Source organism: Shewanella atlantica (genome assembly GCF_003966265.1).
Classification (GTDB): Bacteria; Pseudomonadota; Gammaproteobacteria; order Enterobacterales; family Shewanellaceae; genus Shewanella; species Shewanella atlantica.
The window spans coordinates 1-26,195 of sequence record NZ_RXNV01000016.1; the positions used below are offsets into that span (position 1 = coordinate 1).

A 26,195-nucleotide genomic window follows, 5' to 3' on the forward strand; every position below is an offset into this window, starting at 1 on the left:
CCTGTGAGTGTCCACACAGATTTCTTGTTTTGAATTGTTAAAGAGCGTTAGCATCAATCTTTCAGATGCTGCCGTTAGACGCTAGGTCGTTGGCTTGAGGAGGCGTATTCTACACTTCCAGTTGTTGGCGTCAAGTGCTTATTTTAAGAAGTTTTCCAAGCGATGATTTGTTAACCATTAAGGTCAAAACCAATCAAAACCCGAAGCCCCTAAAGCGCTTGTCACCTGAGTCTAATTCCAAAGAAGTTAAACTCTCTAACCCTGCTGCAAGTCCCTTTCTATCTAGCCTTTCAACTAAGTAGTTGGCCTGCTGTGCCGTGTCAGTGGATGCGCATTATAGGGATGTGAGCCTGGAGCACAAGGGCTTTTTGAAAGAAAGTCACATTAAGTGCATCGAATGCAGCATTATCACGCGATACGGTTAGTTAAGATACGAATTATGTGCTTTAGATATCAAAAAGGGACGAAACGTCCCTTTTTATACTCTTTTATTACCAATTGCCGCTACTGACTAAAGAAACGTGACTCCTGTTTCGCCTCGATCACATTACCATCGTTTACATCATCATTAACGGCTGTAACCCTAAAATCTATCTTCGTCATAGATCTTGAAAGGTCTACAGGATCAACCGCTATACTAATAGGTAGAGTTAACACCTCACCACCTGCAATATGAACTTGTTGTAACCCATACCATTGAGACTCAGGTAACCCCTCTACTGTCAGTTTATAGTCATGAGCAGATTCAGTCTTATTGAGAATCTTCAATGTAAAGGTATTTTCAATCAAACCATCATTATTCTCTCTGAATAACTGGTTTCTATCCCGAATGACATCGACGCGTACAGGAGCTATGGTTGCGCTTGCATAGACAAAAATCACGATCATAACGGTCAGAACAACACCATAACCCACCAGCTTAGGTCTTAGTACTTTCTGTTTTATTCCGTCTAGTTTGTTTTCGGTAGTGTAAGCGATGAGTCCCTTATCGTACCCCATACGCTCCATAGTCGTATCACAGGCATCGATACAGGCACCACAGTTAATACATTCATACTGTAAGCCGTTTCGAATATCTATACCGGTAGGACAGACCTGCACACAGAGGTCGCAATCGATACAATCACCCAGCCCCATCTTTTTTGGGTCGGCCTTACGCGACCTTGGTCCTCGTGCTTCTCCTCTTTTACTGTCATAACCGACGATAAAGGTATTCTTATCAAACATCGCTGACTGAAAACGGGCATAAGGGCACATATGAAGACACATTATCTCCCTCATCCAGCCAGCATTACCATAAGTAGCCAGAGTAAAGAATACAATCCAAAAATAGATCCCTCCGCTCGCACTTAAAGTAAATACATCACGGTAAACTTCAGTTGTTGGAACAAAGTATGAGACGAACGTCATTGCCGTCAATAAGGAGATAAATAGCCAGGATGCGTGTTTTGCCGTTTTTCGCCACAGCTTGTTGAAACTCCATGGCATCTGATCCAGCTTCATTCGTTTATTACGAGCACCTTCAAGCTTCTCTTCAAACCAGATGAAAATAAACGTCCACACCGTTTGCGGGCAAGTGTAGCCACACCACACCCTACCAAGGTAAGTAGTAATAAAGAATAAGCCGAAGGCAGCTATCATCAAAAATGCGGCTAACAGGGTCAGATCCTGAGGCCAGATAGTTAAACCGAAAATATGAAACTTCTGTTCGCCTAAATTAAACCAAACTGCCTGACGGTCACCCCATGGGATCCAAGGTAAGAGAAGGAAAAAGAGCATGGCAATCCAACCTAATCGTCTTCGAAGCTGACTCCACAGTCCATCGACGGCTCGTACATATATTCGATTACGGGGGTTAAATCGATCAGCCTTATCTGCATCAGGTTGATGGATCTTGATTCGTTTAGCCTTCGAATAATCCTTTTTTTCAGACTCTGTGCTCATCTTTGTAACCTTACCGCTTTAATATTGCACGAAAATTAGCTTATTATACCTGTTATATTACATTTTATTCATCAAAGTTGGATTAAAATATATGAGAGGCTGGATCATATTAGGCTTAGGAGCCGGGTTGCTATATTACGTAGCAACAGAGACCAATAAACTCGATGAACCAATTGCCAAATCAGATGAGCTGTTACAAAAAATCGAGCGGAAATTAGACTCATTGACGGGCACTAAGATCATTAGAGTAGATAATCGCATTGCCCATCTGAAAAAAGAGATTGGGCAAAGGATGTCTGAGCGGGAGTTACTGGCTTTAGATAAAATACTTGCATCTGAGTATGCTCTGCAAGACTTCAAAGATGAGTACTGTAGTGGCAAAGCAAAACAGCATGACAGCTTTAATAAAGATAACCTCTTTTTTATTTGTGACAAGCTGAAGTAGTTTCAGAGTAAGTTAGTTTTCTAAGTATATAGCCAGGCATTTATAGAAACTGAAGATTGACCTGAGTTCGGTTTCGGCCTAGCCTTTGCTCAATCTAAATTTGGGTATAAAGGCTAATAATCATGAGTCAGCAGGTTTCAGACATTTTTGATCCTACACTATGGGATCAAGTTTCCGGATTTGATTTTGAAGATATCACCTACCACAGAGCCAAAGATCAAGGCACTGTGCGTATCGCAATAAACCGCCCAGAGTGTAGAAACTCTTTCCGTCCAAAAACTGTTGATGAGTTATACACGGCATTAAACCATGCAAGACAATGGTCAGATGTGGGTTGCGTACTGCTTACCGGTAATGGCCCGTCGGCAAAAGATGGTGGCTGGGCATTTTGTGCCGGTGGCGATCAACGTATTCGCGGCAAAGATGGCTATAAATATGAAGGTGCCGAACAGGGCACGCCTGACCTAGCCCGCATGGGTCGTCTTCACATACTCGAAGTACAACGTTTAATTCGTTTCATGCCGAAAGTCGTTATTGCGGTTGTTCCCGGTTGGGCAGTTGGTGGTGGACACAGCCTACACGTAGTCTGTGACCTCACTTTAGCCTCAAAAGAACATGCAATCTTTAAGCAAACCGATCCCGATGTAGGTAGTTTCGATTCCGGTTATGGTAGTGCTTATCTTGCAAAAATGGTTGGACAGAAACGCGCTCGAGAAATTTTCTTCCTTGGATTTAACTACTCTGCCGATGAGGCATTCGATATGGGGATGGTAAACCGTTCAATTCCTCATGCGGAACTTGAAACCGAAGCCCTAAACTGGGCCAGAGAGATCAACTCAAAATCCCCTACGGCAATGCGTATGCTTAAGTATGGATTTAACTTACCGGATGATGGTCTTGTTGGTCAGCAGCTGTTTGCCGGTGAAGCGACCCGCTTAGCTTACGGCACCGACGAAGCACAAGAGGGGCGGGATTCCTTCCTTGAGAAACGAGATCAGGATTTCTCTGATTTCCCATGGCACTATTGATCCCAATGAGTACCAAAGATATCCACGCCGTAGGCTTATTGAAATAGCTTACTGAATAAAGCCGTTAGTTTTTATTACCAGACATTAAAGCTGACGGCTTTATAACTAAAAACCGCTTTCAATTGAACATATCGATTAAACAAATCTAATAATCCCACTATCAAACACAGATGAGAATAGTTATCATTTAGCTTAATTCGATAACGGGGCTCACCATGACTAAAACAATCACCTTTGCAATACTACATTTTAGCGTCGCATTCACAGTTACTTATCTACTAACTGGTAGTGTCGTTATCGGTGGCGCCATTGCCCTCATCGAACCCGCCGTTAATACCGTGGTTTTTTATTTCCATGAAAAGGTATGGCAGAGAATTCAAAGTCACTCTTCACCAGATGCCTCACTTGAAGTAGCCGCTTAATGATGTCGAAAGTGACCGATAGGAAATAGCTGAGTAGAAGCCGCTTTAAAGAAACATCAACCAAGACTATCGTTATTAATCGGATAGCTCTCCTCTCAACTTGCTGCTTTTATAACGAGCTGATATAGCAATATTATCTCAATCTCTTTTGGGACAAGGGATATCCCCCAAAAAAATCAAATATTCTGTTGAGACGAGACTTTGGTCAGATAGCTAGCTACACCTCGAATGAGCTTTTTTGATAGAATAACCAAAGCTGCACATATTTTTCGATGGAATAGAGAAGTTATGACCCAGAACAGTAACGAAATCCGCAGTAAACTTGCACTGCTTCAACTTGCTAAAGAACTCAATAGCATCAGCAAAGCTTGCGATATTATGGGATATAGTCGCGACAGTTATTACCGCTTTAAAAAACAATATGAAGAAGCCGGTGAGCGGGGATTAATTAATTTATCGAGAAAGAAGCCGGCATTAAAGAATCGAGTATCACAGGAAGTGGAAGATCAGGTTATCGAAATTGCACTCGATTACCCTAATTATGGTCAGGCTAAAGCCGCAGAAATTCTAACGGCCAGAGGTTGTGTCATCTCAGCCAGCGGGGTGAGAACAATATGGCTAAGACATAACTTAGAAACCAAGAAAAACAGATTACTCGCACTAAATAGTCGATTGAGACAGCAAAATCATCTGAGCTTCAAGGCTCAACACGACATGGAACAGCTCTATAAACTTGAACAAAATGAATCAACATTAGACTGCAAGTTCCCGGGCGATGTCTGTGTTCAGGATACATTTAAAATTGCAGAGATTAACGGCCTTGGCCCGGTATACCAGCACACTTTTATTGATGCTTACAGCCAATACGCACACGCCGTTATTTCTACAAGCAATGACTCCACTGTAGCGGCAGACTTTTTACTGGGGACTGTTATTCCTTGGTACAGAGAGAGCAATATTCATATCAATAGCATTCTGACTGATAGGGGAGCTGAATTCTCCGGCAAGAATAGTGTTCCCTTTCAAGAGGCCATTACCGAACTCGACATAAACCATATTCAAATGAGAGCCTATAACGGCCCCGTCGTAAACGGCATGGCCTCACAGTTCCAACACCTGGCTTATAACGAGTTTTATGAAGCATTCTTGAAAAAGAACAAAGTCACTTCTATTGATGCATTCAATGAAAGTTTACGGGTCTGGTTAGAAAAATATAACCATCAATATGCTATTTCTGGTAGGTACACCTTAGGTAAAACTGCAATTGAAGTTTTACAGCTCAGCAAACATCTTATTAAATAGCTCGATCATTAAATAGCTCTGCGATTAGGTCATCGATGTCTGGCTGGCTTTAATTTCCCGCAGATAGCAATTGATGACGCGTACTGAGATATCGAGTCGCAGCAACTTGAGCGCTATCTTTAAGATCGAAAGGTTCCTCACCCTACATCATCATTGGCACAGGTATCCTGCTATGTGTCTCTCACTTTATTGTATTTAGCTAACAACGGCGAACTGTTAACTCATAAACGAAAGCGCTCCTTCGGGAGTGCTTTCTTTTACAACAGATATAAAAATACCCGCTAAATTGACTCTGGCGGGTATTTTATTTCGTTCTATATGGCTTGTCGCAGCTTACTCTACCGTTACAGACTTAGCCAGGTTACGTGGCTGATCCACATCGGTGCCCTTAATCAGGGCCACATGGTATGACAATAACTGCATTGGGATCGTATAGATGAGTGCCGCCATAAACTCATCACAATGAGGCACAGGGATGACCTTCATGGTGTCATCAGACTCAAACTCTGCATCGACATCGGCGAAGACATACATCAGGCCGCCACGAGCACGCACCTCTTCGACATTAGACTTAAGCTTCTCTAACAGTTCGTTGTTAGGCGCGACCACAATAACAGGCATATCTGCATCGATTAACGCAAGCGGACCATGCTTAAGTTCACCAGAAGCATAAGCTTCCGCGTGAATGTAGGAGATCTCTTTAAGCTTAAGTGCACCTTCCATGGCGATAGGGTACTGATCCCCACGCCCCAGGAACAGGGCATGATGCTTATCGGCAAAATCTTCGGCCAACTCTGCGATGGCGTCATCCAGACCCAGTGCCTGCTCAACTTTTGCAGGCATAGATTGCAGACTTTGAGTTATCTTTGCCTGCATATCGGCAGACATACCATTATGACGACCGACAACGGCGGTCAGCATTAACAGGCCGGCAAGTTGTACGGTGAATGCCTTAGTCGAGGCAACACCAATTTCGGCGCCCGCTTTCATCATATAGGCCATATCTGATTCGCGAACCAAAGATGAACCCGGTGCGTTACAGATGGTCATTGTGGCCTTGTAGCCCATCTCTTTAGCCAGACGAAGTGCGGCTAAGGTATCGGCGGTCTCACCAGACTGAGAGATCGTCACCAATAAGCTATTCGGGAACAGGTGCGACTTACGGTAACGAAATTCGGATGCGATCTCTACGTTACAAGAAACACCGGCCCAGTCTTCTAACCAATAGCGCGCAGCCATACCCGCATGATAACTGGTACCACAGGCAATAATCTGCACGTGTTTAATATCTTTCAGGAACTCGGCGGCATTTTCACCGAAGGCTGAATCCAATACTGTGCCACCGGCAATACGCCCTTCCAATGTGTGTGAGATCGCACGTGGCTGCTCGTAGATCTCTTTCAGCATATAGTGACGGTATTCACCTTTATCACCCGCATCATGGGTCACTTCCGACTCTTTGATCTCACGCTCGACCGCATTTCCGTCAACATCGAAGATATTGACTTCGCGGCGCATCACCTCGGCGACATCCCCCTCCTCTAAGAAAGCAAAGGAGCGAGTGACAGGTAGAAGAGCAAGCTGATCGGAAGCTACAAAGTTCTCACCTAAACCATAACCAATAACCAACGGGCTACCACTACGGGCTACAATCATACGCTCACTATCGCGACGATCGATAACCACAGTGCCGTAAGCACCTTCTAACTGCTTAACCGTCGCTTGAACGGCGCCTAGTAAGGTATCGTTAGACTTTAACTCGTGATGAACCAGGTGACAGATAACTTCAGTATCGGTATCTGATGCAAAGGTATAACCTAAACCCTTAAGCATCTCGCGTAGTTTGTTGTGATTTTCGATAATACCGTTATGTACGACGGCAATATCACCCTCAGACAAGTGTGGATGAGCATTACGCTCACTCGGCTCACCGTGTGTGGCCCAACGGGTATGCGCAATACCAGTACCACCGGCTAATGGCGCTGTATCTAAAGCAGCCGAAAGCTCCTGTACCTTACCAACACGACGAGTGCTGCTGAGCGTACCATCCTGAATGACTGCAACACCAGCCGAGTCATACCCTCGGTACTCGAGACGCTTAAGCCCCTCAACTAAGATTTCAGCTACATCTCTTTGCGCTACAGCGCCAACGATTCCACACATATTGATTACCTAACCTCTCTAAGACGAGAGTAAAAATGAGAGTTAAATTTAAATTGAATTTGGAAAGGGACAATCTCTGTTATCCCACATGAGGTGCCAGGATCACCCGCACCCCATGGTTTGAAATTGTTTCAACAGCCTCGGCAGGTAACATTTCATCGGTTACCAGCACGCTGACACTGCCCCAGGCCAGCTCTAGATTCGGAATACGCCGGCCTAGTTTTTCTGACTCGAGCATGACTACCACCTCACGGGAAACCTCAGCCATCACCTTACTCAACCCGGTAAGTTCATTGAAGGTTGTCGTGCCACGCTCAAGGTCGATACCGTCGGCACCGATAAAGAGTTGATCGAAGTTATATGAACGCAATACCTGCTCGGCAATTTGCCCCTGAAATGACTCCGAATGAGGATCCCAGGTTCCACCGGTCATCAATAATGTCGGTTCATTCTCAAGCTCATGGATTGCATTAGCCAGCAGCAATGAGTTAGTCATCACCACCAAGCCACTCTTATCATTAAGCTGTTGAATTAAACCGGATGTGGTACTGCCGCTATCTACGATGATGCGATTATGATCTTTAATCAGCTTAGCTGCCGCCTGGGCAATAGATAACTTATTAGGTGCGATCTTGGCAGTGAATTGCTGCGTCACCTCATCGGGTATCGCCACCGCACCACCATAACGACGCAACAGCAGCCCGGTTTTTTCTAATACGGCCAGATCTTTGCGGATTGTGACTTCAGAAGTTTCGAAACGTAAGGATAACTCGTCAACACTCACCTCACCTTGCTCGGTTAATAGGCTAATAATGCTATGGCGACGCTGTTGAGTATTACGTTTGTTCATAAAACCTTTCAGTTAAGTTTCGTTTCGAAAGATGGATTATAGTGAAACGAAACTTTATTGCTAGCTTTGATCGCTCAAATGTTGAATAAAGTATGAAAATCAGGCAAAAAAAAGCCCCTATCTAAGATAGAGGCTTCGCTATTCTCTTTAAACCTTAGCTTCAGGCTTAAAACTTAGCTTCTAACGCTAAACCGAAGTGCCGTCCTTCACCTACAGTAACATCGGTAGTTGTGCCACCGGCCAGGTAATCGACATCGAACAGGTTCTTAATGTTCAGGCGAACACTCACATCGCTGCCCATCACGTCCATACTGTATGCGGCGCCCATATCGAAGCGTACGTAGCTATCTTTCGAGATAGTGTTGTCGGTATTAGCGAAGCGCTCACCTACATAGATAGCACCGAAGTTCAGTGCTAAATCTTCGGTCATCTCGTAACGTGTCCAAACGTTAGCCGACCACTCTGGCGCATCTACCGGTGTCTTGCCATTCAAGCTATCACTTTCAGGTCTCAGGTACTCGGCTTCCAGATACATCATAGAGCCTGTCAGGAACCAGTTATCACTCACCTGTCCCTGAGCCCCCATTTCGAAGCCTTTATGACGCTGCTCACCGGATTGAGTCGTAATAGTGTTATTACCATTAGGGTCGGTAGCTTCAAGTTGCTCACTTACGGTAACATTAGAGACTGTTATATCGAATACGGCACCAGTTAGCAGCAGGCTGCCATCGAACAGCTCCCACTTAGTACCAATCTCATATTGCTCACCATATTCAGGGTCAAGGTTCATCTTGTTATTTACATCATCTTCATCATTAACTATGCCCTGAGGAGTGAAACTCTTAGAGTAGTTAACATAGATGCTGCCGTTTGCCGCTGGTGAGTAGATAACACCAAACTTAGGCGACACAGCGTAGCTGTTATTACCTTCGCCCTCTTTCTTCTGCTCGTCGTAACGAACACCAGCCAACACCTGCCAGCTATCGTTAATTGTAACTAGGTCCTGAATATAGAAGCCGTAGTGCTTATATTCACTCTCGTATAGAGTTTCATCACGGTTGTAATCGAGATCAGGCTTAGGCAATGGCTGACCAGGCATAACGAGTTGCTTCTTCTCACCAGAGTCCTTCAACTGACCATAGTAATAATCCAGCATATTAGCCCCGATCAGGAACTGATGCTCTAACCCACCGGTCGAGAAGTTACCGATAAAGTCGACATAACTTGTCTTATGCTGCCAATCATCATAACGATCGAAGGGGCTGACGTAGTAGCCATTAGTAATTGGATCATCTGAGCTGCTGATCATCGATGGTGAAGAATCTAAACGCTGACGACTAAACTGCTGATCGTTATAACCCGCTTTCACCTTCCAGTCATCACTGATGTGGTAAACAATATCAGCGCCCATATTAGAGATAGTATTGTCGGTAAACGCCCAAGGCATATCCCAGATAATGTCACTGCCGCCGATCAAGTCGCCGCTGCTGTCTAACCAGCCGCCAGTATCTATACCGGTTTTGTCTTGAGTATGGTCATACTTAAGCGATAGCAATAGATCGTCGGTAATATCAAACTCAAGGTTCAGGTAACCTAACCAGCGATCACGTTCCTGGTTAGAGCCATCTTGATATTCACGCCAGTATTGTGTGTCCTGCTTAACCAGCACGGTACGGTAGCGGATAGTTTGAGCTTCATTCAGGCTGCCACCGGCATCCAGCTGATAACGGGTCGAGCCATGTTCATCGGTATCGAAACCAAGTTCAAACATAGTGTCATAGGTCGGTTTCTTAGTGACCATGTTAATCAAACCACCCGGGCCTGACTGACCATAAAGCATACTAGATGGGCCCTTGAGCACTTCTACCTGTTGTAGTGTTTCAATCGGTTGCACATAGTGAGACCACTGCTGCTGACCATTGATCAGGTAACCGGAACCGGAATCCAGCTCGAAACCTCGGATGCTAAATACCTGACGGTTCCACTTCTCACTACCCCCGGTGACACTGGAGTCGTTGACCAGCACTTCAGAAAGGTTGGTAGCCAACTGCTCATCGGTGACAAAATCGGGAATGACGGTCACTGATTGTGGCGTATCCATAAGGCTGATATCGCCACGCATAGCACCCGAAGCGCTGCCGACCTTATAATCATTAAAGTTACTACCAGTGATACTAATGCGCTCAATATTAGCGATAGCCGGCTCGCCGGCTTGCCCTTCTGCAATAGCCGGAATTGTGGCAAGTGCAGACAGAACTGCGACACTGATAGATGAAAACTTAAATGATCTCTTGAACGACATGGTCAACCTCAAAAATGGATACCAAACAAATGTTGAACGCAATATAAATGAGAATCGTTTTTATTTAAGTTTCTTTACGGAAATTTACAAAGGTAAGTGATCGAGTACTAACTTAACGAAATTATTAACTGAAAATCGAGATCTGATGACAATACTTCTGGCAGGGTTTTCTGCGTATTTAAAACAAAAAAGCGACCCATTCGGGTCGCTTCGCTTAATCTGTCAGGGCTTAACTTTTAGGTTTCTTAACCGGTCTGGCCCAGCCACTCAGGTGACGCTGTTTAACCCGGGTGATAACCAGCTCACCTTCAGCTACATTACTTGTGATGGTAGAACCGGCACCGAGTGTCGCCCCCTTACCGATAGTCACAGGAGCCACAAGTTGAGTATCGCTGCCGACAAATACATTATCTTCAATCACAGTCAGGTGTTTATTAGCACCATCATAGTTACAAGTAATAGTACCCGCACCAATATTCACTCCGGAACCTATCTGCGCATCGCCAATATAGGCAAGATGGCCCGCCTTTGACCCCTCACCTAACACGGCTTTCTTCATCTCGACGAAGTTACCTATGTGAGCATCACGCTTTAGTTCCGCCCCCGGACGAAGACGTGCAAATGGGCCTGCGCTTGCCTCGATACCGACCTTGGCATTCTCAACGATAGAGTAAGGCTTAATCTCGGCATTATCACCGATCTCACAATCGATAAGGATAGCACCTGCGCCAATAGTCACGTTATTTCCTATTGTGACCTTACCCTGAATGATGACGTTTACATCTATCATCACATCCATGCCAACGGTGACGTCGCCGCGAATATCCAACCTTGCAGGATCCCTGAGATTCGCGCCTTCGAGCATAAGTTTTTCTGCAGCGCGTGCCTGATAAGCTCGCTCAAGCTGAGCCAACTGAACTCGGTTGTTAGCGCCCTCAACTTCAATAGCCGATTCAGGTTGAGCCGTAGTGATCTCAATACCATCTTTATGGGCCATGGCAACGATATCGGTAAGGTAATATTCACCTTGAGCATTATCTGACGATAACTGACCAAGCCACTCTTTAAGTTGCTTACCTGGTGCGGCCATTATGCCTGTGTTGATCTCATTGATAGCCAACTGTTCTGCACTGGCATCTTTCTGCTCGACGATACCAACAACTTTACCTGCCTCACGCTCTATGCGCCCATAACCCGTTGGGTTAGGTAGGTTAACCGTAAGAATAGCCAGACCATAATCTTCACGGGCAGCAAGAAGTGCATCGAGTGTAGATGCCTGGATAAGCGGAACGTCACCGTAAAGAATAAGCACTGTATCGTCATCAGCAATATTTGAATTAGCCTGAGCCACCGCGTGACCGGTACCCAACTGTTCGGCCTGCAGCACCCAATTTAGTTGCTGCTCACCCAACACACTCTGTAGTTTCTCCGCACCATAGCCATACACCAACTGAATAGCATCGCTACCGACACTATGGGCGGTGTCGATCACATGCTGCACCATACTCTTATGGGCGATAGGGTGTAAAACTTTAGGAAGATCTGAGCGCATGCGGGTTCCCTTGCCTGCGGCCAAAATCACTACGTTTAGTGCCATTGAGTTATCCTTGAGCTAAAAGCTGCTGAAATTCTATAGAGAGGTCTATTTTGTGCGCTGATTTTAACGGAAAAGTGGGGAAAAGCGAAGAAGGTTCGAGACTCGAGCACCTAGGGCCTAGTTTCTAGATTTCTCGCAACTTCTTTAAAAACAAAAAAGGCGAGCATCTTGCGATGTTCGCCTTTTTTCATCAAACAATGACCTTATCTGGCAATGTTCTTCTTGATGGTTTCGACAACGCGTAATTGAGCGATAGCCTGAGCTAACTCAATTGCTGCTGAAGCGTAGTTAAAGTCGGCGCCAGCATCCGCAAGAGCGGTTTCTGCACGACGTTTAGCTTCTACAGCTGCTTGCTCGTCAATCTCATCGGCACGCAATACGACGTCAGCCAATACTGAAACAGAAAAAGGTTGAACTTCCAGGATACCACCCGAAAGATAAAACACCTCTTCACTTCCATCTTGCTTGACGATGCGTGCCATGCCAGGTTTGATATGTGTCAGTAGTGGCGCGTGACCAGGCATAACACCCAGATCACCTTCTGAACCGGTAACTTGTAGGTGTGCTACAAGACCTGAATATATGCTACTTTCTGCACTTACTATATCAAGTTGTACTGTCATGGCTGCCATCCGTTCTCCTTTAAACTATTACTCTACACCAATGCTTTCACACAGATACAGAATACTTAGTTATTTTTTGTTAGCTTTCTCAACGGCTTCGTCGATAGAACCAACCATGTAGAACGCTTGCTCTGGAAGGTGATCGAACTCACCATCTAGAATCCCCTTAAAGCCACGAATTGTGTCTTTAAGAGAAACGTACTTACCTGGAGAACCGGTGAATACTTCTGCAACAAAGAAAGGCTGTGAAAGATATTTTTCAATCTTACGAGCACGGAATACAGTTGTCTTATCATCATCTGATAATTCATCCATACCCAAGATCGCAATGATATCTTTAAGCTCTTTATAGCGTTGTAGCTCAGTCTGTACACCAGTAGCAACATCATAATGCTCTTGGCCAACAACCTGTGGATCCAGCTGACGTGAAGTCGAATCCAATGGGTCAACCGCTGGGTAGATACCCAGAGAAGCAATGTTACGAGACAATACAACAGTCGCATCTAAGTGAGCGAAGGTTGTTGCTGGTGACGGATCCGTTAAGTCATCCGCAGGTACGTATACGGCTTGAACAGAGGTAATAGACCCTGTCTTAGTCGATGTAATACGCTCCTGAAGTACACCCATCTCTTCAGCCAATGTTGGCTGGTAACCTACTGCTGATGGCATACGGCCTAGCAGTGCAGATACTTCAGTACCCGCCAAGGTGTAACGATAGATGTTATCAACGAAGAAAAGAACATCTTTACCTTCGTCACGGAACTTCTCAGCCATAGTCAGACCAGTCAGTGCCACACGTAGACGGTTTCCTGGAGGCTCGTTCATCTGACCATATACCATGGCCACTTTATCGAGAACGCCAGAATCTTCCATCTCGTAGTAGAAGTCGTTACCCTCACGGGTACGCTCACCTACACCGGCAAAAACTGATAAACCAGAGTGTGCTTTTGCGATGTTGTTAATAAGTTCCATCATGTTGACGGTCTTACCAACACCAGCACCACCAAACAGACCAACTTTACCACCCTTAGCGAATGGACATACAAGGTCGATAACCTTGATACCAGTCTCTAAAAGTTCAGTGGAGCTTGACTGATCTTCATATGAAGGAGCTTCACGGTGGATCACATAGCGATCTTCTTCACCGATAGGACCCGCTTCATCTACTGGTTGACCCAATACGTTCATAATACGGCCAAGGGTTTTTTCCCCAACCGGAACAGTAATTGGTGAACCAGAGTTTACGACCTCAAGGCCACGACGCAGACCATCTGAAGAACCCATAGCGATGGTACGAACTACACCACCACCTAGTTGCTGCTGAACTTCCAGCACCAAGCCTTCACTTTTGATCTCTAGAGCGTCATATACCTGAGGTACGGCATCATGTGGAAACTCAACGTCCACAACCGCGCCAATTACTTGGACAACAGTACCTGTGCTCATGATTAATCCTCTAAAACTTGTATTCGTTACCTAATCTAAACGGCTGCAGCGCCAGCAACAATTTCCGACAGTTCCTGCGTAATCGCAGCCTGACGGGCCTTGTTGTAGACTAACTGCAAGTCACTAATAAGATCACCAGCGTTGTCAGTTGCAGACTTCATAGCAACCATACGGGCAGCTTGCTCAGATGCAAGATTCTCAACAACACCTTGGTAGACCTGCGACTCCACATAACGTACCAGTAAAGTTTCCAAAAGTTCTTTTGGATCTGGCTCGTATAGGTAGTCCCAGTGATGAGAAACCTCATCAACCTCAGACTTAGGCAACGGTAGCAGCTGTTCGATCACGGGAGTCTGACTCATAGTATTCACAAATCTGTTGAATACTACATACAGACGATCCAATGTACCTTCGTTGTATGCTTGTAGCATGACACGTACTGTTCCGATCAAGTCAGCGAGCTTTGGAGCGTCACCTAAACCTGAAGCAGATGCAGATACTTGTCCGCCGAAGCTATTGAAGAACTGTACACTGCGAGCACCAATAGGACAGAATTCAACTTCTACCCCTTGCTCTCGCTGGTTCTTCACGTCTGCGACAACCTTTTTGAAAAGGTTGACGTTCAGACCACCACAAAGACCACGGTCGGTTGATACAACAATGTAACCAACCCGCTTGGCCTCTCTCACCTCTAAATAGGGGTGTTTATACTCGAGAGAACCTTGCGCCACGTGACCGATCACCTTACGCATATTTTCTGCATATGGACGACTAGCTGCCATGCGATCTTGTGCTTTACGCATTTTACTCGCGGCAACCATTTCCATAGCAGACGTGATCTTCTGAGTGTTTTTAACACTCGCGATCTTGGTTTTAATCTCTTTAGCGTTGGCCATCTTAACTCTCCAATCTGGACCTGAGGCGCCTTACGACACCTCTGTTTTTACCAGGTTTGGGTTTCAACGAACTTGTCGAGGCTGGCCTTCAACTCACCTTCGATGTCGGCATTATAGCTGCCAGTATCGTTGATGGTCTTCATAAGCTCAGCATGCTCGCTGTTCATGAAAGAGAGCAGAGACGCTTCGAAATCACCGATTTTAGCTAGCTCAATACTCTTCAAGTAACCTTTTTCAGCTGCAAAAAGAGACACAGACTGATCGGCAATACTCATAGGAGCATATTGCTTTTGCTTCATTAGTTCGGTAACACGCTCACCATGCTCAAGCTGAGCACGAGTTGCATCATCTAAATCAGATGCAAACTGTGAGAACGCTGCAAGCTCTCGATACTGTGCTAGTGCGGTACGAATACCACCAGACAGTTTCTTGATGATCTTAGTCTGAGCCGCACCACCAACACGAGAAACCGAAATACCTGGGTTAACAGCAGGACGTAGTCCAGAGTTAAATAGGTCAGTTTCAAGGAAGATCTGACCATCGGTAATCGAAATTACGTTAGTCGGTACGAAAGCAGATACGTCACCAGCTTGAGTTTCAATAATCGGTAGAGCAGTCAAAGAACCTGTACGGCCTTTAACTTCACCTTTAGTGAACTTCTCAACATACTCAGCGTTAACACGTGAAGCACGTTCTAACAGACGAGAGTGAAGATAGAATACATCACCTGGGTATGCTTCACGTCCTGGTGGACGTTTTAGCAACAATGAGATCTGACGGTAAGCAACTGCTTGCTTAGATAGATCATCATAGACAATAAGTGAATCTTCACCGCGGTCGCGGAAGTACTCCCCCATTGAACAGCCAGAGTATGGAGCCAAGTATTGTAGTGCTGCAGCTTCAGAAGCTGTAGCAACAACAACAATGGTGTTCGCCAAAGCGCCGTGCTCATCAAGCTTACGTACCACGTTAGCGATGGTAGAAGCCTTCTGGCCTACCGCTACGTATACACATTTAATGCCTGAATCTTTTTGGTTGATAATGGCATCGATCGCCAAAGCGGTTTTACCGATTTGACGGTCACCAATAATCAATTCGCGCTGTCCACGACCGATAGGGATCATAGAGTCAACAGCTTTATAACCAGTTTGCACTGGCTGGTCTACTGACTTACGTTCAATAACGCCTGGAGCGATTACTTCAACAGGAGAGAAGCCATCGTGTTCGATAGGTCCTTTACCGTCAATTGGTTCACCCAATGTGTTGACAACACGTCCTAATAGACCGTTACCAACAGGGACTTCCAAAATACGGCCTGTTGTTTTAACTTTGTCGCCTTCAGCCAATGTGGCATAAGGGCCCATTACTACGGCACCGACAGAATCACGTTCTAAGTTCAACGCGATTGCAAAACGGTTACCAGGCAGCTCGATCATTTCACCTTGCATCACATCGGCCAGGCCGTGGATGCGGATGATGCCGTCACTAACTGCAACGATAGTACCTTCGTTGCGAGTTTCACTAACGACTTCGAACTGCTCGATCCGCTGTTTAATCAGATCGCTGATTTCAGTGGAATTCAGTTGCATGCTCAAACTCCCAATTATGATTGCAGCGTATCAGACAGACGCGAAACTTTTCCGCGGACCGAGCCATCTATGACTAGGTCTCCTGCCGTGATCATTAAACCAGCTATCAGGCTGGCGTCTATGCTGCAATTCAGCTTAACTTTGCGTGCGAGACGTTTCTCTAAAGAAACACTAATTTCCTGTTGCTGCTCTGAAGTAAGCTCAACAGCTGAAACTACATTAGCTTCAATCTCTTTTGCCCACTCGTTGCGTAGTTCAACAAATTGTTGACACACAGCAGGTAGTACTTCTAAACGACCGTTTTCAGCCATTACCTTTAACAGATTTTGACCTTGCTCATTGACCTGCTCACCACAAACTCCAACAAAGAGTTCGGCAAGCTTATTGCTGGCTAATCCGCCGGCAAGCAGTGGCTTAATGGTTTCGTTTTCACTTACCATAGCCGCGAAGTTCAGCATCTCTGCCCAACTATCGACTGCATTGTTTTCAATAGCAAAATCAAAAGCTGCCTTTGCGTAAGGACGAGCGATGGTGGTTATTTCAGCCATAACTCAAACTCCTTATTTAAAGTTCAGCAACTAGTTTATTAACTATGTCACTGTGGGCGGCTTCATCGATAGAACGCTCAAGAATCTTCTCAGCACCAGTAATGGCAAGAGTAGCAACTTGCTTACGCAAGTCTTCTTTAACGCGATTACGTTCAGCTTCAATTTCTGCTTGACCCTGAGCGATAATTTTAGCGCGCTCAGCATCTGCTTCGGCTTTTGCTTCATCGACGATCTGAGCTTTGCGTTTGTTCGCTTGCTCAATGATCTCGTTAGCAGTAGCTTTGGCGTCTTTTAGTTGGTCAGTTGCTTTAGACTGAGCCAACTCCAGGTCTTTTACGGCACGGTCAGCATCAGCTAAACCGTCGGCAATCCTTTTTTGACGCTCTTCGATGGCATTCATCAAAGGGGGCCAAACAAACTTCATGCAGAACCACACGAAGATAATAAAGGCAACCGTCTGACCGAGTAGGGTAGCGTTGATATTCACAACAGCCTCCTATTTAAATTAAAGACAGAAGCGTTTATTACAGCATTGCACCTAGTGGATTGGTGAAAAGCATAAATAATGCAATACCAACACCGATCATAGTTACAGCATCCAGAAGACCAGCAACGATGAACATTTTAACTTGTAGCATAGGAGCCATTTCTGGTTGACGCGCAGCGCCTTCCAAGAACTTACCACCTAGCAGGCCAAAACCGATAGCGGTACCTAGTGCACCCATACCAATTAGCAGAGCAACAGCAATAGCTGTCATGCCTAGAACAGTTTCCATCTCTATCTCCAAATATTCTAAATCTAGTTAGTTTTTGATTTAGCTAAAAAAATTTCTTCAGCAATTCTTAATGATCTTCATGCGCCATGCTTAAATAAACAATTGTCAGCATCATGAAAATAAACGCCTGTAGGGTAATAACCAAAATATGGAAAATTAACCAACCTAGTTGTAATGAAACACCTAGGGCAGATAACGCCATGTTAGCACCATACATCAACGCAATAAGAATGAAGATCAACTCACCTGCATATAAGTTACCGAACAGACGCAATGCCAATGAAATTGGCTTCGCAATCAGAGTTACGGTCTCTAACAAGAAGTTGACGGGTATCATTGCCCAATGGTTAAAAGGCTGCATAGTCAGCTCTTTAACAAAGCCTGAAATGCCTTTGACTTTAATGCTGTAGTAAATAATCAGCAAGAACACACCAATAGCTAAACTAAAGGTAATGTTTAAGTCTGTCGTTGGTACAACTTTCATGTAAGGGATACCAGCAGCAGCTGCCAGTGATGGGATCCAGTCAACTGGAACCATATCCATGAAGTTCATCATGAATACCCAAACAAAAATAGTTAATGCCAACGGAGCAATAACAGGATTGCGGCCATGGAAGGTTTCTTTCACGCTAGAGTCGACAAACTCAATGATCATCTCGACAAAACACTGAAGTTTGCCGGGAACACCTGTAGTTGCCTTCTTTCCAACGCTACGGAATAGCCATAAGAACAGAACACCAAGCCCAACCGAAAAGAGCAACGAATCAATATGCCATGTCCAGAAGCCTTCACCAACACTTAAGTTGGTAAGGTGGTGCTGGATATAGCCCTGCGGTGTTAACGCTTCACCAGTTGCAGCCATGATTCATCCCACTTTACTTTGCTTGAAAAATAAAGGAGCCGTCCAATGCACGATTAACGCTAGGGTGTAGCAAACAAAGAGAGGCATAAAGCCAACCTTAAAATTGATAAACACCAGCGAGAACATAGCTATGGTTAACAGCAACTTTACCGCTTCCCCCCAGTAAAAAGTCTTCATGACCTTTCCTGCTGAACTAGCTCCCGTATGGGAAAAAGCGAGGGTTGCGAATACAAAATTAGGAAGTACAGCGATAGCGCCACCTGCCAAGGCAGACAGACCAGACTGAACTCCCCACATGGCGAAAAAGAAAACTGAAGCACCCCCAGCCATCGCCGCCTGCATCAAAACCAACTTATAGGCAGACCACCGGCCACGACGTGCTAAAACCTTACTCAATTTATCTTCTCCGCATTTACGCTTTATTGTTTCGATGACCGGATGACAAATATCCGAATAATCAATAGCGACAAAAAAGCTTGCGAAAGTATACCTTTTCAGGCCTTCAAAGCAAGTTTAAGCTGAGGAAAATCGAGTCTTTTAGCGTGATCTAACGCCAAATATGTAAAACCGTAAATTTAACACATGTCACAAAATTACATAATATGGCGTTAACGTCAGTTTTTTAGCGGATTTTGTCGATAATACCGTCTAATTCAGCAAGATCTTGATAATTTATTACCAATTTTCCTTTACCTTTTTTATTGTGGGTAATGGAAACTTTTGCACCTAGACGTTCGACTAATTGACTTTCGAGACGGGTGACATCGTGATCTTTTACAGGTTTATTGGCAATTTCAGGTGGGTTTAAGGTTTTATTAACTAAGCGTTCAGTTTCACGAACAGTTAATTCCTTTGCGGCAACAGATCTTGCGATAATCGTCTGTTCGTCACCTTCGATAGCAAGCAGGGCACGAGCATGCCCCATATCGATATCACCGTACTCCAGCATACGTTTTACAGGTTCATTAAGACCATTCAGACGCAGCAGGTTAGAGACTGTAGCGCGTGACTTACCCACGGCTCCGGCGATCTGTTGGTGGGTTAAACTAAACTCTTCCATTAAACGTTGGAGGGCTATCGCTTCTTCCATCGCATTAAGGTCTTCACGTTGAATGTTTTCAATCAGGGCTATGGCTACAGCAGATTCATCGGGCACCTGTTTTACAATACAAGGAACCTTATCAAGCTTAGCTAACTGAGCGGCACGCCAGCGACGTTCACCGGCAATGATCTCAAACTTGTCTGGAGAAATGCTACGAACAACAATTGGCTGGATAATTCCCTGGGCTTTAATTGACTCAGAAAGTTCTTCGAGCGCCTCTGGAGACATATCTTTACGAGGTTGGTATTTTCCCGGCTGCATAAGGTCAACATCAAGCATCAACAAATCATCATGTTCAACTGATTTATCAGCAACTTCATTTGTTGGTGCAGGCTTACTATTTGCCGCGTGGCTAGTGCTGAGTAATGCATCTAAACCTTTGCCCAAACCGCGTTTTTTTACTGTCATTTCCACTGCCTTTGTTTAAGCTTGCTCAACCTGTTCGTGCTGTTCGGCACGACGAATAATCTCTCCAGCCAGAGCAAGATAAGCCTTAGCTCCTGCGCTGGATTTATCGTAATACATCGCCGGAGCCCCAAAACTTGGTGCTTCGGCTAACCTGACATTTCTCGGGATAACGGTGCGGTAAACCTTTTCGCCAAAATGCTGTTTAAGCTGATCCGACACATCGTTTGACAATCGATTACGCGGATCATACATGGTACGTAAGATCCCTTCGATATGCAGTCCAGGATTAACCATAGCGCCTAATTTGCTAATGGTATCCATCAGAGCTGTCAGGCCTTCCAGGGCATAATATTCACACTGCATAGGAACCAGAACAGAGTCTGCAGCAGACATGGCATTAACTGTCAGCATGTTTAATGAAGGCGGACAATCGATAAAGATAAAGTCATAATCGTCTTTTATCGGTGCTAATGCATTTCTTAATCTAATCTCTCGAGCAAAGAACTCCATAAGCTTGATCTCTGCCGCGGTAACGTCACCGTTACCGGCAATAAGATCATACTTTCCGTTGGTATCTTTATACACAACGTCATCAAAAGATTTCTCATCGACCAATAATTCGTATGCTGTATTCTCGACACTGTATTTGTCGATACCACTTCCCATGGTCGCATTCCCCTGGGGATCGAGATCGATCAACAGCACTTTGCGCTTAGTGGCGGCCAAAGATGCTGCAAGATTCACACAAGTTGTTGTTTTTCCGACGCCACCTTTCTGGTTAGCCACGGCAATCACTTTACCCACAATACCATCCTGTATGTCGCGTTCGTATAATCGACACTATTGAAACCCATACCAAATTGCTTGAACCATTAAAAAAATGCAACTTTATCGCTATTTTTTGATAACTCTCAATAGGTGTCGCTGCTCGTCCAGGCGAGGGACCTTGAGCTCAATCACATCGGTAACTTCAAATTCTTCAGGAAGTTTTTCCATTTCATCTTCTGCAAGCTGACCTTTCAGGGCGTAATAACAGCCGTTGTCAGTCGGAAGGTGATGACACCAATGCAGCATATCTTCAATCGACGCAAAGGCACGACTCAAGACACCGTCAAACTTTGTCTCAGGCTCATAAGCCTCAACCCGGCTTTCTACCGAACTGATATTCTTAATACCTAACTCATGCTGAACCTGCTTTTGGAAGCGGATCCGCTTACCTAAACTGTCTAACAACACGAAGGTTTTATCCGGATTCATAATGGCCAGAGGAATACCCGGCAGACCAGGCCCGGTGCCAACATCGATAAAACGTTCACCCACAAGGTGTGGTGAAACGGCTAAGCTATCCATGATATGTCTGATCAGCATCTGCTGCGGATCTCGAATCGACGTCAGGTTATAGGCCTTATTCCACTTGTTGAGCATCTCAACAAAACCAATAAGCTGTTTTTTCTGCAGCTCGGTTGCAGACAGGTTCATTTCAGCCAGATACTCATCTAATTGGGCAGATAACACAGGATTAATCCTTAATAACGTACGTAAATCGAAACTGTTGACATTATGAAGCCCAGAAAACACTAAGGGAAGCGCTAAAAGCCAATATAAATGGGCTTTGGCTTCCCTTACAGGCAAATAAATTAGCTTTTAGAAGGGTTTTTACGTAATAGACCGCGACGCTTCAGATGTACCAGCAAAATAGAGATCGCTGCCGGTGTCATTCCAGAAATTCTCGAGGCCTGACCAATAGTTTCAGGCTTATGGTCGTTGAGCTTGGCAATAACCTCATTCGAAAGGCCCGGAACTTCCTGATAATCAAGTTCTAACGGCAAACCTGTCGTCTCATGTTTTATCGCTTTGTCGATCTCATCTTGTTGACGCTGGATATAACCCGAATATTTAACTTGTATCTGTACCTGCTCTGCAGCACGTTGATCTTCGATTCCCGGACCGAACCCTTCCAGACTCATCAACTTTGGATAATCCATTTCCGGACGGCGAAGTAGATCTTCGAAAGATGCTTCGCGAGAGATAGGGGTATTCAACTCAGGGTTTAATACATCCAGCAGTGGCGAGTTAGGATGAACCCACTGGCTTCTTAAACGTTGAAGTTCCAGTTCGATAGACTCTCGTTTCTCGTTAAACTTAGCCCAGCGCTCTTCACCGACTAACCCGATCTCATGACCCTTCTCGGTTAAACGAAGATCGGCATTGTCTTCACGCAGTAACAAACGATATTCAGCGCGGCTGGTGAACATACGGTAAGGTTCTTTGGTTCCCAGAGTCGAAAGATCATCGACTAGCACACCAAGATAGGCTTCATCACGACGAGGACACCAACTCTCTTTGCCCTGAACCTGCAGCGAAGCGTTCATTCCCGCCAATAGTCCCTGGGCACCGGCTTCTTCGTAACCGGTAGTGCCGTTTATCTGTCCGGCAAAGAACAGTCCCTGAATACTCTTTGTTTCTAATGAGTTTTTCAGATCTCTTGGATCGAAATAATCGTACTCGATGGCATAGCCCGGACGAATGATCTCGGCGTTTTCACAACCTTGAATTGAACGAACCAGATCAAGCTGCACATCAAATGGAAGGCTGGTCGAGATACCGTTAGGGTAGATCTCATTGGTATTTAAACCTTCCGGCTCAATGAAGATCTGATGTGAACTCTTGTCTGCAAAACGATTGATCTTATCTTCGATAGATGGGCAGTAACGTGGCCCCACACCTTCGATAACCCCTGAATACATTGGGCTTCTATCTAGTCCACCACGAATAATCTCATGGGTTCGTTCGTTAGTATGTGTGACGAAACAGGAGATCTGATCAGGGTGCTGACTTACATCACCGATAAACGACATTACAGGAAGGGGAGTGTCACCTTTCTGTTCCTGCATCTTACTAAAATCTAAGGTATTTGCATCTAATCTAGGCGGTGTACCTGTTTTCAAACGTCCGATACGGATCGGTAATTCACGCAATCGATCAGCCAAAGCGATCGATGGTGGATCGCCTGCTCGACCGCCGCTGTAATTTTGTAATCCGATATGGATCTTACCACTGAGGAAAGTACCTGCAGTTAACACGACAGCCGGCGCTTCGAAGGCCAGTCCCATCTGAGTTACCACGCCTGTGACCTTGCCATTTTCAACAATAAGATCGTCTACAGCTTGTTGGAATAGTCTTAAATTCGGTTGGTTTTGGAGTATTTCCTGGATCTTAGCTCGATAAATGGCTCTGTCAGCTTGAGCACGTGTTGCTCGTACTGCCGGGCCTTTGCTGGAATTAAGCGTTCTGAATTGAATGCCCGCATAATCGGTTGCAATAGCCATTGCACCACCAAGAGCGTCAATCTCTTTGACTAAATGTCCCTTACCTATGCCACCAATGGCGGGGTTGCAAGACATCTGTCCTAAGGTATCGATGTTATGTGTCAGCAATAGGGTCTTAGATCCCATTCTTGCTGCGGCTAATGCGGCTTCAGTTCCGGCATGACCACCACCTACAACAATTACATCAAACCGTTCATGAAAATGCATGAGTAAACCTTAAATTAAAACTAAGTTGGTAAAGAACAAACTGTGAATTCGAGCAGAGCATTTTAGCATTTGATTCTTCTTAGGTGAATGATCAATTTCAGTGTTTCGATCGCAAGAGGATCCGCTTAATAGATCTTAAGATCTTTATATAGATCCTTTATTATTCTTACTATTAGGATCGCGTTTTTCTGTGGGTAACCCTTTTTCCCTTTTATAATCAACACTTAAAAGCGATCAGATCCTGTGATCTATTAACGATCAAACTTAAATAAGCTTGGGGATAGATCGCCTACTTATCCACAAGGTGGATCATTGAGCGGATCGGGTGTTGATTAATACAGGGTTTGATCAGATCAAAATAATACCTTATCCACATATTTATCATTTGAGATCGTAATGTGTGGATAAAGTAGATCTAATCTGTGTATTGTTCCTATGGTTATTCTTTATTGGCGATCTTAAAGTTGATCTTGCCATTGTGTTAGCCAAGCCAGTGCTGGGTCTTCTGGTATATGATCGTATTGAACATCGATCTGGATCTTATCCACATAGACTTGTGCACCGCACTCTTCGAGCGCTTTCGACAGCTTTTCCGGTCCCTGACAAAAAGTGTCGTAACTTGAATCGCCGACGGCACAAATGGCAAACTTGGTCTGGCTAAGATCGGGTTTTTGAACTGCGATCTCATCGAAAAAGGGCATGATATTGTCTGGTAGATCGCCAGCTCCGTGTGTTGATGATACGATCAACCATAAAGATTTAGGGTCCAAATCGGTGAGTTTTGGGGTCAAATGTATCTGATTTTCATGCCCCAAACTGGTCAATTGAGCCGCCAATTCGTCTGCTACATATTCGGCACCACCTAAGGTTGTGCCCACTAAAAGTTCTATTTTTGCCATATATGTTCCTGATCTCATCCTGCTACTGAGCTATTTAGTCGTTAATTTAACGCTTAGATCGGCACTCATCTATCTAATTTATCGTTACGATCTGCGTTATGTTTGCGCTAATCATAAGGTATAAGGCAATTTTTGCTAAGAAGATTGCTGTTTAAGGTATATAAATGGCGACCGAGACACTGTCTGCTGACTGAGGTGAGAAGGGAAAAGTTGGGGCCATATATACCCAAGCTACTTCAAAATGCTCGTTTCAGAGCTCCCGTAGAATAACTGAACAAGGCAGTGATGAAGAGAATGGTTATTCCCTTTTCAATATCACTAACGCAGTGCAGGGATTCTACGGAAGCTCCCGAAGGGCAAGCCGAGAAGCAACATGTTTCTGCGTTATGAAATATTGAATTAGAATGACTAGTACTGCAATTTCATGCCTTAAACTCTGTCACTTCCCGACATGCTGAATCCTGCATTTCGAGGTTGTTTGGGTATAAGTGCGTAAACCGCCTGAGAGAGCAATGCTGATCAGGTTCTGGATGGAATCAAAGCGCATAATTGAAAAGGTATACTTATATAGCTGGTTTTATTATTACTTGTCTGGTGTCCGTGATTATAACGCTGGTTTCTTTGTTAGTATGTTGAATTAACAGTCTTTTGTTGCATGTAAAAGGTAGTTTACGTCAGTGCTATTGGTCACTTTCCATCTTTTGGTCAAAGGATTAAAGCTCATTCCTTCCGCTTTGACAGTACGTAGACCGCGGGGAGTGATCATGGCATCTATCTCTTCGGGTTTAACGAAAAAACGCCAATCGTGGGTACCTATAGGCAAGTAACGCATCAGGTATTCGGCGCCGATTATGCCTATCAGGTAGGATTTTAGTGTGCGGTTTAGTGTCGCCATGATCAGCAATCCACCAGGTTTGAGTAGTTGGCAACAGGTATTAATCAATGCTTCCTGATCGCCTACATGTTCGATGACCTCAGTGTTAAGTATTACATCATATTGATTAATATTACCTTTTACATCTTGATCTAACAGCGAATCAGCCAAGCAGTGACGGTAGTCTACTGTCACCGAGTTGCAGTTGGCATGTTGCTGTGCAAGGGCTATATTGTGGCTACTGGCATCTATACCGCTCACTCTGGCGCCTTGCCAGGCTAATGGTTCGCACAGCAGACCTGCACCACAGCCGATATCTAATATTGATAGTTCGGTAAAAGGGACATCTTGATTCAGATCCCTCTCGAAATGGAAGGCGATGGCATCCTCTATCGCGATCAACCTTGTCTGGTTAAAGGCTAATACATGCTTAAATTTCCCATTAGGATCGCGCCATTCATTGGCTAATGCGTTGAACTTAGCTATCTCTCTTTCAGTATCCAGCGCTGACTTTCTTTCATTGTTCAGTCCAGGACTCAGACGGCTTTTATCTAACATAGAGGCTGTTGTGATGTGAGTGGTT

24 protein-coding genes are annotated in these 26,195 nt (G+C 44.8%); 4 read left to right on the top strand and 20 right to left on the bottom strand.

The genetic code is table 11. The features are described from left to right. Positions 1 to 504: 504 nt before the first annotated feature. Positions 505 to 1,944, bottom strand: a complete 1,440-nt coding sequence (ccoG, locus tag EKG39_RS20175; protein ID WP_126507808.1) for a cytochrome c oxidase accessory protein CcoG — start codon at positions 1,942 to 1,944, stop codon at positions 505 to 507. Between the two features lie 91 nt (positions 1,945 to 2,035). On the opposite strand from ccoG, the gene EKG39_RS20180 reads away from it, so the two are divergent. The 4 genes from EKG39_RS20180 to EKG39_RS20195 all read left to right on the top strand — a co-directional run bounded on the left by EKG39_RS20180 (position 2,036) and on the right by EKG39_RS20195 (position 5,141). Then, positions 2,036 to 2,389, top strand: a complete 354-nt coding sequence (locus EKG39_RS20180; protein ID WP_126507809.1) for a hypothetical protein — start codon at positions 2,036 to 2,038, stop codon at positions 2,387 to 2,389. A 122-nt stretch (positions 2,390 to 2,511) separates the two neighbouring features. Beyond that, positions 2,512 to 3,417 carry a 1,4-dihydroxy-2-naphthoyl-CoA synthase gene (locus EKG39_RS20185; protein WP_012144807.1) on the top strand — a complete coding sequence of 302 codons (906 nt, stop codon included), beginning with the start codon at positions 2,512 to 2,514 and terminating at the stop codon, positions 3,415 to 3,417. Positions 3,418 to 3,632: 215 nt separating this feature from the next. Beyond that, positions 3,633 to 3,839 carry a DUF2061 domain-containing protein gene (locus EKG39_RS20190; protein WP_126507810.1) on the top strand — a complete coding sequence of 69 codons (207 nt, stop codon included), beginning with the start codon at positions 3,633 to 3,635 and terminating at the stop codon, positions 3,837 to 3,839. Between the two features lie 288 nt (positions 3,840 to 4,127). Next, positions 4,128 to 5,141, top strand: a complete 1,014-nt coding sequence (locus tag EKG39_RS20195; RefSeq protein WP_246028577.1) for a helix-turn-helix domain-containing protein — start codon at positions 4,128 to 4,130, stop codon at positions 5,139 to 5,141. Between the two features lie 333 nt (positions 5,142 to 5,474). Here EKG39_RS20195 and glmS read toward each other — a convergent pair whose 3' ends face one another. The 19 genes from glmS to ubiG form a co-directional block, all read right to left on the bottom strand. Continuing rightward, the gene (gene glmS / locus EKG39_RS20200; RefSeq protein ID WP_126507812.1) at positions 5,475 to 7,304 is read right to left on the bottom strand and encodes a glutamine--fructose-6-phosphate transaminase (isomerizing); all 1,830 of its coding nucleotides are present in this window, start codon (positions 7,302 to 7,304) and stop codon (positions 5,475 to 5,477) included. Positions 7,305 to 7,383: 79 nt separating this feature from the next. Further along, positions 7,384 to 8,154, bottom strand: a complete 771-nt coding sequence (locus EKG39_RS20205; protein ID WP_126507813.1) for a DeoR/GlpR family DNA-binding transcription regulator — start codon at positions 8,152 to 8,154, stop codon at positions 7,384 to 7,386. A gap of 166 nt (positions 8,155 to 8,320) precedes the next feature. Next, positions 8,321 to 10,456 (bottom strand): TonB-dependent receptor, encoded by a 2,136-nt coding sequence (locus EKG39_RS20210; RefSeq protein ID WP_126507814.1) that lies wholly within the window; start codon positions 10,454 to 10,456, stop codon positions 8,321 to 8,323. 229 nt (positions 10,457 to 10,685) lie between these two features. Beyond that, complete coding sequence (gene glmU / locus EKG39_RS20215; protein ID WP_126507815.1) at positions 10,686 to 12,053, bottom strand: bifunctional UDP-N-acetylglucosamine diphosphorylase/glucosamine-1-phosphate N-acetyltransferase GlmU; 1,368 nt, start codon at positions 12,051 to 12,053, stop codon at positions 10,686 to 10,688. Positions 12,054 to 12,256: 203 nt separating this feature from the next. Then, positions 12,257 to 12,685 carry a F0F1 ATP synthase subunit epsilon gene (locus EKG39_RS20220; RefSeq protein WP_126507816.1) on the bottom strand — a complete coding sequence of 143 codons (429 nt, stop codon included), beginning with the start codon at positions 12,683 to 12,685 and terminating at the stop codon, positions 12,257 to 12,259. 60 nt (positions 12,686 to 12,745) lie between these two features. Then, positions 12,746 to 14,122: a F0F1 ATP synthase subunit beta gene (atpD, locus tag EKG39_RS20225; protein ID WP_126507817.1), complete on the bottom strand. Its 1,377-nt coding sequence runs from the start codon at positions 14,120 to 14,122 to the stop codon at positions 12,746 to 12,748. 35 nt (positions 14,123 to 14,157) lie between these two features. After that, entirely contained in the window at positions 14,158 to 15,018 is an 861-nt protein-coding gene (gene atpG, locus EKG39_RS20230; protein ID WP_126507818.1) for a F0F1 ATP synthase subunit gamma, read from the bottom strand. Positions 15,019 to 15,065: 47 nt separating this feature from the next. Beyond that, entirely contained in the window at positions 15,066 to 16,607 is a 1,542-nt protein-coding gene (gene atpA / locus EKG39_RS20235; protein WP_126507819.1) for a F0F1 ATP synthase subunit alpha, read from the bottom strand. 14 nt (positions 16,608 to 16,621) lie between these two features. Beyond that, entirely contained in the window at positions 16,622 to 17,155 is a 534-nt protein-coding gene (atpH, locus tag EKG39_RS20240) for a F0F1 ATP synthase subunit delta (protein WP_126507820.1), read from the bottom strand. A gap of 16 nt (positions 17,156 to 17,171) precedes the next feature. Beyond that, a complete protein-coding gene (atpF, locus tag EKG39_RS20245; protein WP_126507821.1) occupies positions 17,172 to 17,642 on the bottom strand; it encodes a F0F1 ATP synthase subunit B in 471 nt (156 codons plus the stop codon). A gap of 37 nt (positions 17,643 to 17,679) precedes the next feature. After that, a complete protein-coding gene (gene atpE / locus EKG39_RS20250) occupies positions 17,680 to 17,931 on the bottom strand; it encodes a F0F1 ATP synthase subunit C (protein ID WP_011639455.1) in 252 nt (83 codons plus the stop codon). 67 nt (positions 17,932 to 17,998) lie between these two features. Next, entirely contained in the window at positions 17,999 to 18,793 is a 795-nt protein-coding gene (gene atpB / locus EKG39_RS20255) for a F0F1 ATP synthase subunit A (protein WP_126507822.1), read from the bottom strand. A 3-nt stretch (positions 18,794 to 18,796) separates the two neighbouring features. After that, entirely contained in the window at positions 18,797 to 19,189 is a 393-nt protein-coding gene (locus EKG39_RS20260) for an ATP synthase subunit I (RefSeq protein WP_126507823.1), read from the bottom strand. A gap of 226 nt (positions 19,190 to 19,415) precedes the next feature. Beyond that, entirely contained in the window at positions 19,416 to 20,303 is an 888-nt protein-coding gene (locus EKG39_RS20265) for a ParB/RepB/Spo0J family partition protein (RefSeq protein ID WP_126507824.1), read from the bottom strand. 15 nt (positions 20,304 to 20,318) lie between these two features. Beyond that, positions 20,319 to 21,107 (bottom strand): ParA family protein, encoded by a 789-nt coding sequence (locus EKG39_RS20270; protein ID WP_126507825.1) that lies wholly within the window; start codon positions 21,105 to 21,107, stop codon positions 20,319 to 20,321. Positions 21,108 to 21,197: 90 nt separating this feature from the next. Then, positions 21,198 to 21,818 carry a 16S rRNA (guanine(527)-N(7))-methyltransferase RsmG gene (gene rsmG, locus EKG39_RS20275; protein ID WP_126507826.1) on the bottom strand — a complete coding sequence of 207 codons (621 nt, stop codon included), beginning with the start codon at positions 21,816 to 21,818 and terminating at the stop codon, positions 21,198 to 21,200. A gap of 122 nt (positions 21,819 to 21,940) precedes the next feature. After that, positions 21,941 to 23,839, bottom strand: a complete 1,899-nt coding sequence (mnmG, locus tag EKG39_RS20280; RefSeq protein WP_126507827.1) for a tRNA uridine-5-carboxymethylaminomethyl(34) synthesis enzyme MnmG — start codon at positions 23,837 to 23,839, stop codon at positions 21,941 to 21,943. Between the two features lie 458 nt (positions 23,840 to 24,297). Beyond that, positions 24,298 to 24,738: an FMN-binding protein MioC gene (gene mioC, locus EKG39_RS20285; protein ID WP_126507828.1), complete on the bottom strand. Its 441-nt coding sequence runs from the start codon at positions 24,736 to 24,738 to the stop codon at positions 24,298 to 24,300. Between the two features lie 637 nt (positions 24,739 to 25,375). Beyond that, complete coding sequence (gene ubiG, locus EKG39_RS20290) at positions 25,376 to 26,170, bottom strand: bifunctional 2-polyprenyl-6-hydroxyphenol methylase/3-demethylubiquinol 3-O-methyltransferase UbiG (protein ID WP_126507829.1); 795 nt, start codon at positions 26,168 to 26,170, stop codon at positions 25,376 to 25,378. Positions 26,171 to 26,195 lie beyond the last annotated feature (25 nt).

What these genes read in the sequence shown, in the direction of transcription:
- ccoG (WP_126507808.1), bottom strand. Translation starts at nt 1,944, where the DNA reads ATGAGCACAGAGTCTGAAAAAAAGGATTATTCGAAGGCTAAACGAATC.
- EKG39_RS20180 (WP_126507809.1), top strand. Translation starts at nt 2,036, where the DNA reads ATGAGAGGCTGGATCATATTAGGCTTAGGAGCCGGGTTGCTATATTAC.
- EKG39_RS20185 (WP_012144807.1), top strand. Translation starts at nt 2,512, where the DNA reads ATGAGTCAGCAGGTTTCAGACATTTTTGATCCTACACTATGGGATCAA.
- EKG39_RS20190 (WP_126507810.1), top strand. Translation starts at nt 3,633, where the DNA reads ATGACTAAAACAATCACCTTTGCAATACTACATTTTAGCGTCGCATTC.
- EKG39_RS20195 (WP_246028577.1), top strand. Translation starts at nt 4,128, where the DNA reads ATGACCCAGAACAGTAACGAAATCCGCAGTAAACTTGCACTGCTTCAA.
- glmS (WP_126507812.1), bottom strand. Translation starts at nt 7,304, where the DNA reads ATGTGTGGAATCGTTGGCGCTGTAGCGCAAAGAGATGTAGCTGAAATC.
- EKG39_RS20205 (WP_126507813.1), bottom strand. Translation starts at nt 8,154, where the DNA reads ATGAACAAACGTAATACTCAACAGCGTCGCCATAGCATTATTAGCCTA.
- EKG39_RS20210 (WP_126507814.1), bottom strand. Translation starts at nt 10,456, where the DNA reads ATGTCGTTCAAGAGATCATTTAAGTTTTCATCTATCAGTGTCGCAGTT.
- glmU (WP_126507815.1), bottom strand. Translation starts at nt 12,053, where the DNA reads ATGGCACTAAACGTAGTGATTTTGGCCGCAGGCAAGGGAACCCGCATG.
- EKG39_RS20220 (WP_126507816.1), bottom strand. Translation starts at nt 12,685, where the DNA reads ATGGCAGCCATGACAGTACAACTTGATATAGTAAGTGCAGAAAGTAGC.
- atpD (WP_126507817.1), bottom strand. Translation starts at nt 14,122, where the DNA reads ATGAGCACAGGTACTGTTGTCCAAGTAATTGGCGCGGTTGTGGACGTT.
- atpG (WP_126507818.1), bottom strand. Translation starts at nt 15,018, where the DNA reads ATGGCCAACGCTAAAGAGATTAAAACCAAGATCGCGAGTGTTAAAAAC.
- atpA (WP_126507819.1), bottom strand. Translation starts at nt 16,607, where the DNA reads ATGCAACTGAATTCCACTGAAATCAGCGATCTGATTAAACAGCGGATC.
- atpH (WP_126507820.1), bottom strand. Translation starts at nt 17,155, where the DNA reads ATGGCTGAAATAACCACCATCGCTCGTCCTTACGCAAAGGCAGCTTTT.
- atpE (WP_011639455.1), bottom strand. Translation starts at nt 17,931, where the DNA reads ATGGAAACTGTTCTAGGCATGACAGCTATTGCTGTTGCTCTGCTAATT.
- atpB (WP_126507822.1), bottom strand. Translation starts at nt 18,793, where the DNA reads ATGGCTGCAACTGGTGAAGCGTTAACACCGCAGGGCTATATCCAGCAC.
- EKG39_RS20265 (WP_126507824.1), bottom strand. Translation starts at nt 20,303, where the DNA reads ATGACAGTAAAAAAACGCGGTTTGGGCAAAGGTTTAGATGCATTACTC.
- mnmG (WP_126507827.1), bottom strand. Translation starts at nt 23,839, where the DNA reads ATGCATTTTCATGAACGGTTTGATGTAATTGTTGTAGGTGGTGGTCAT.
- mioC (WP_126507828.1), bottom strand. Translation starts at nt 24,738, where the DNA reads ATGGCAAAAATAGAACTTTTAGTGGGCACAACCTTAGGTGGTGCCGAA.
- ubiG (WP_126507829.1), bottom strand. Translation starts at nt 26,170, where the DNA reads ATGTTAGATAAAAGCCGTCTGAGTCCTGGACTGAACAATGAAAGAAAG.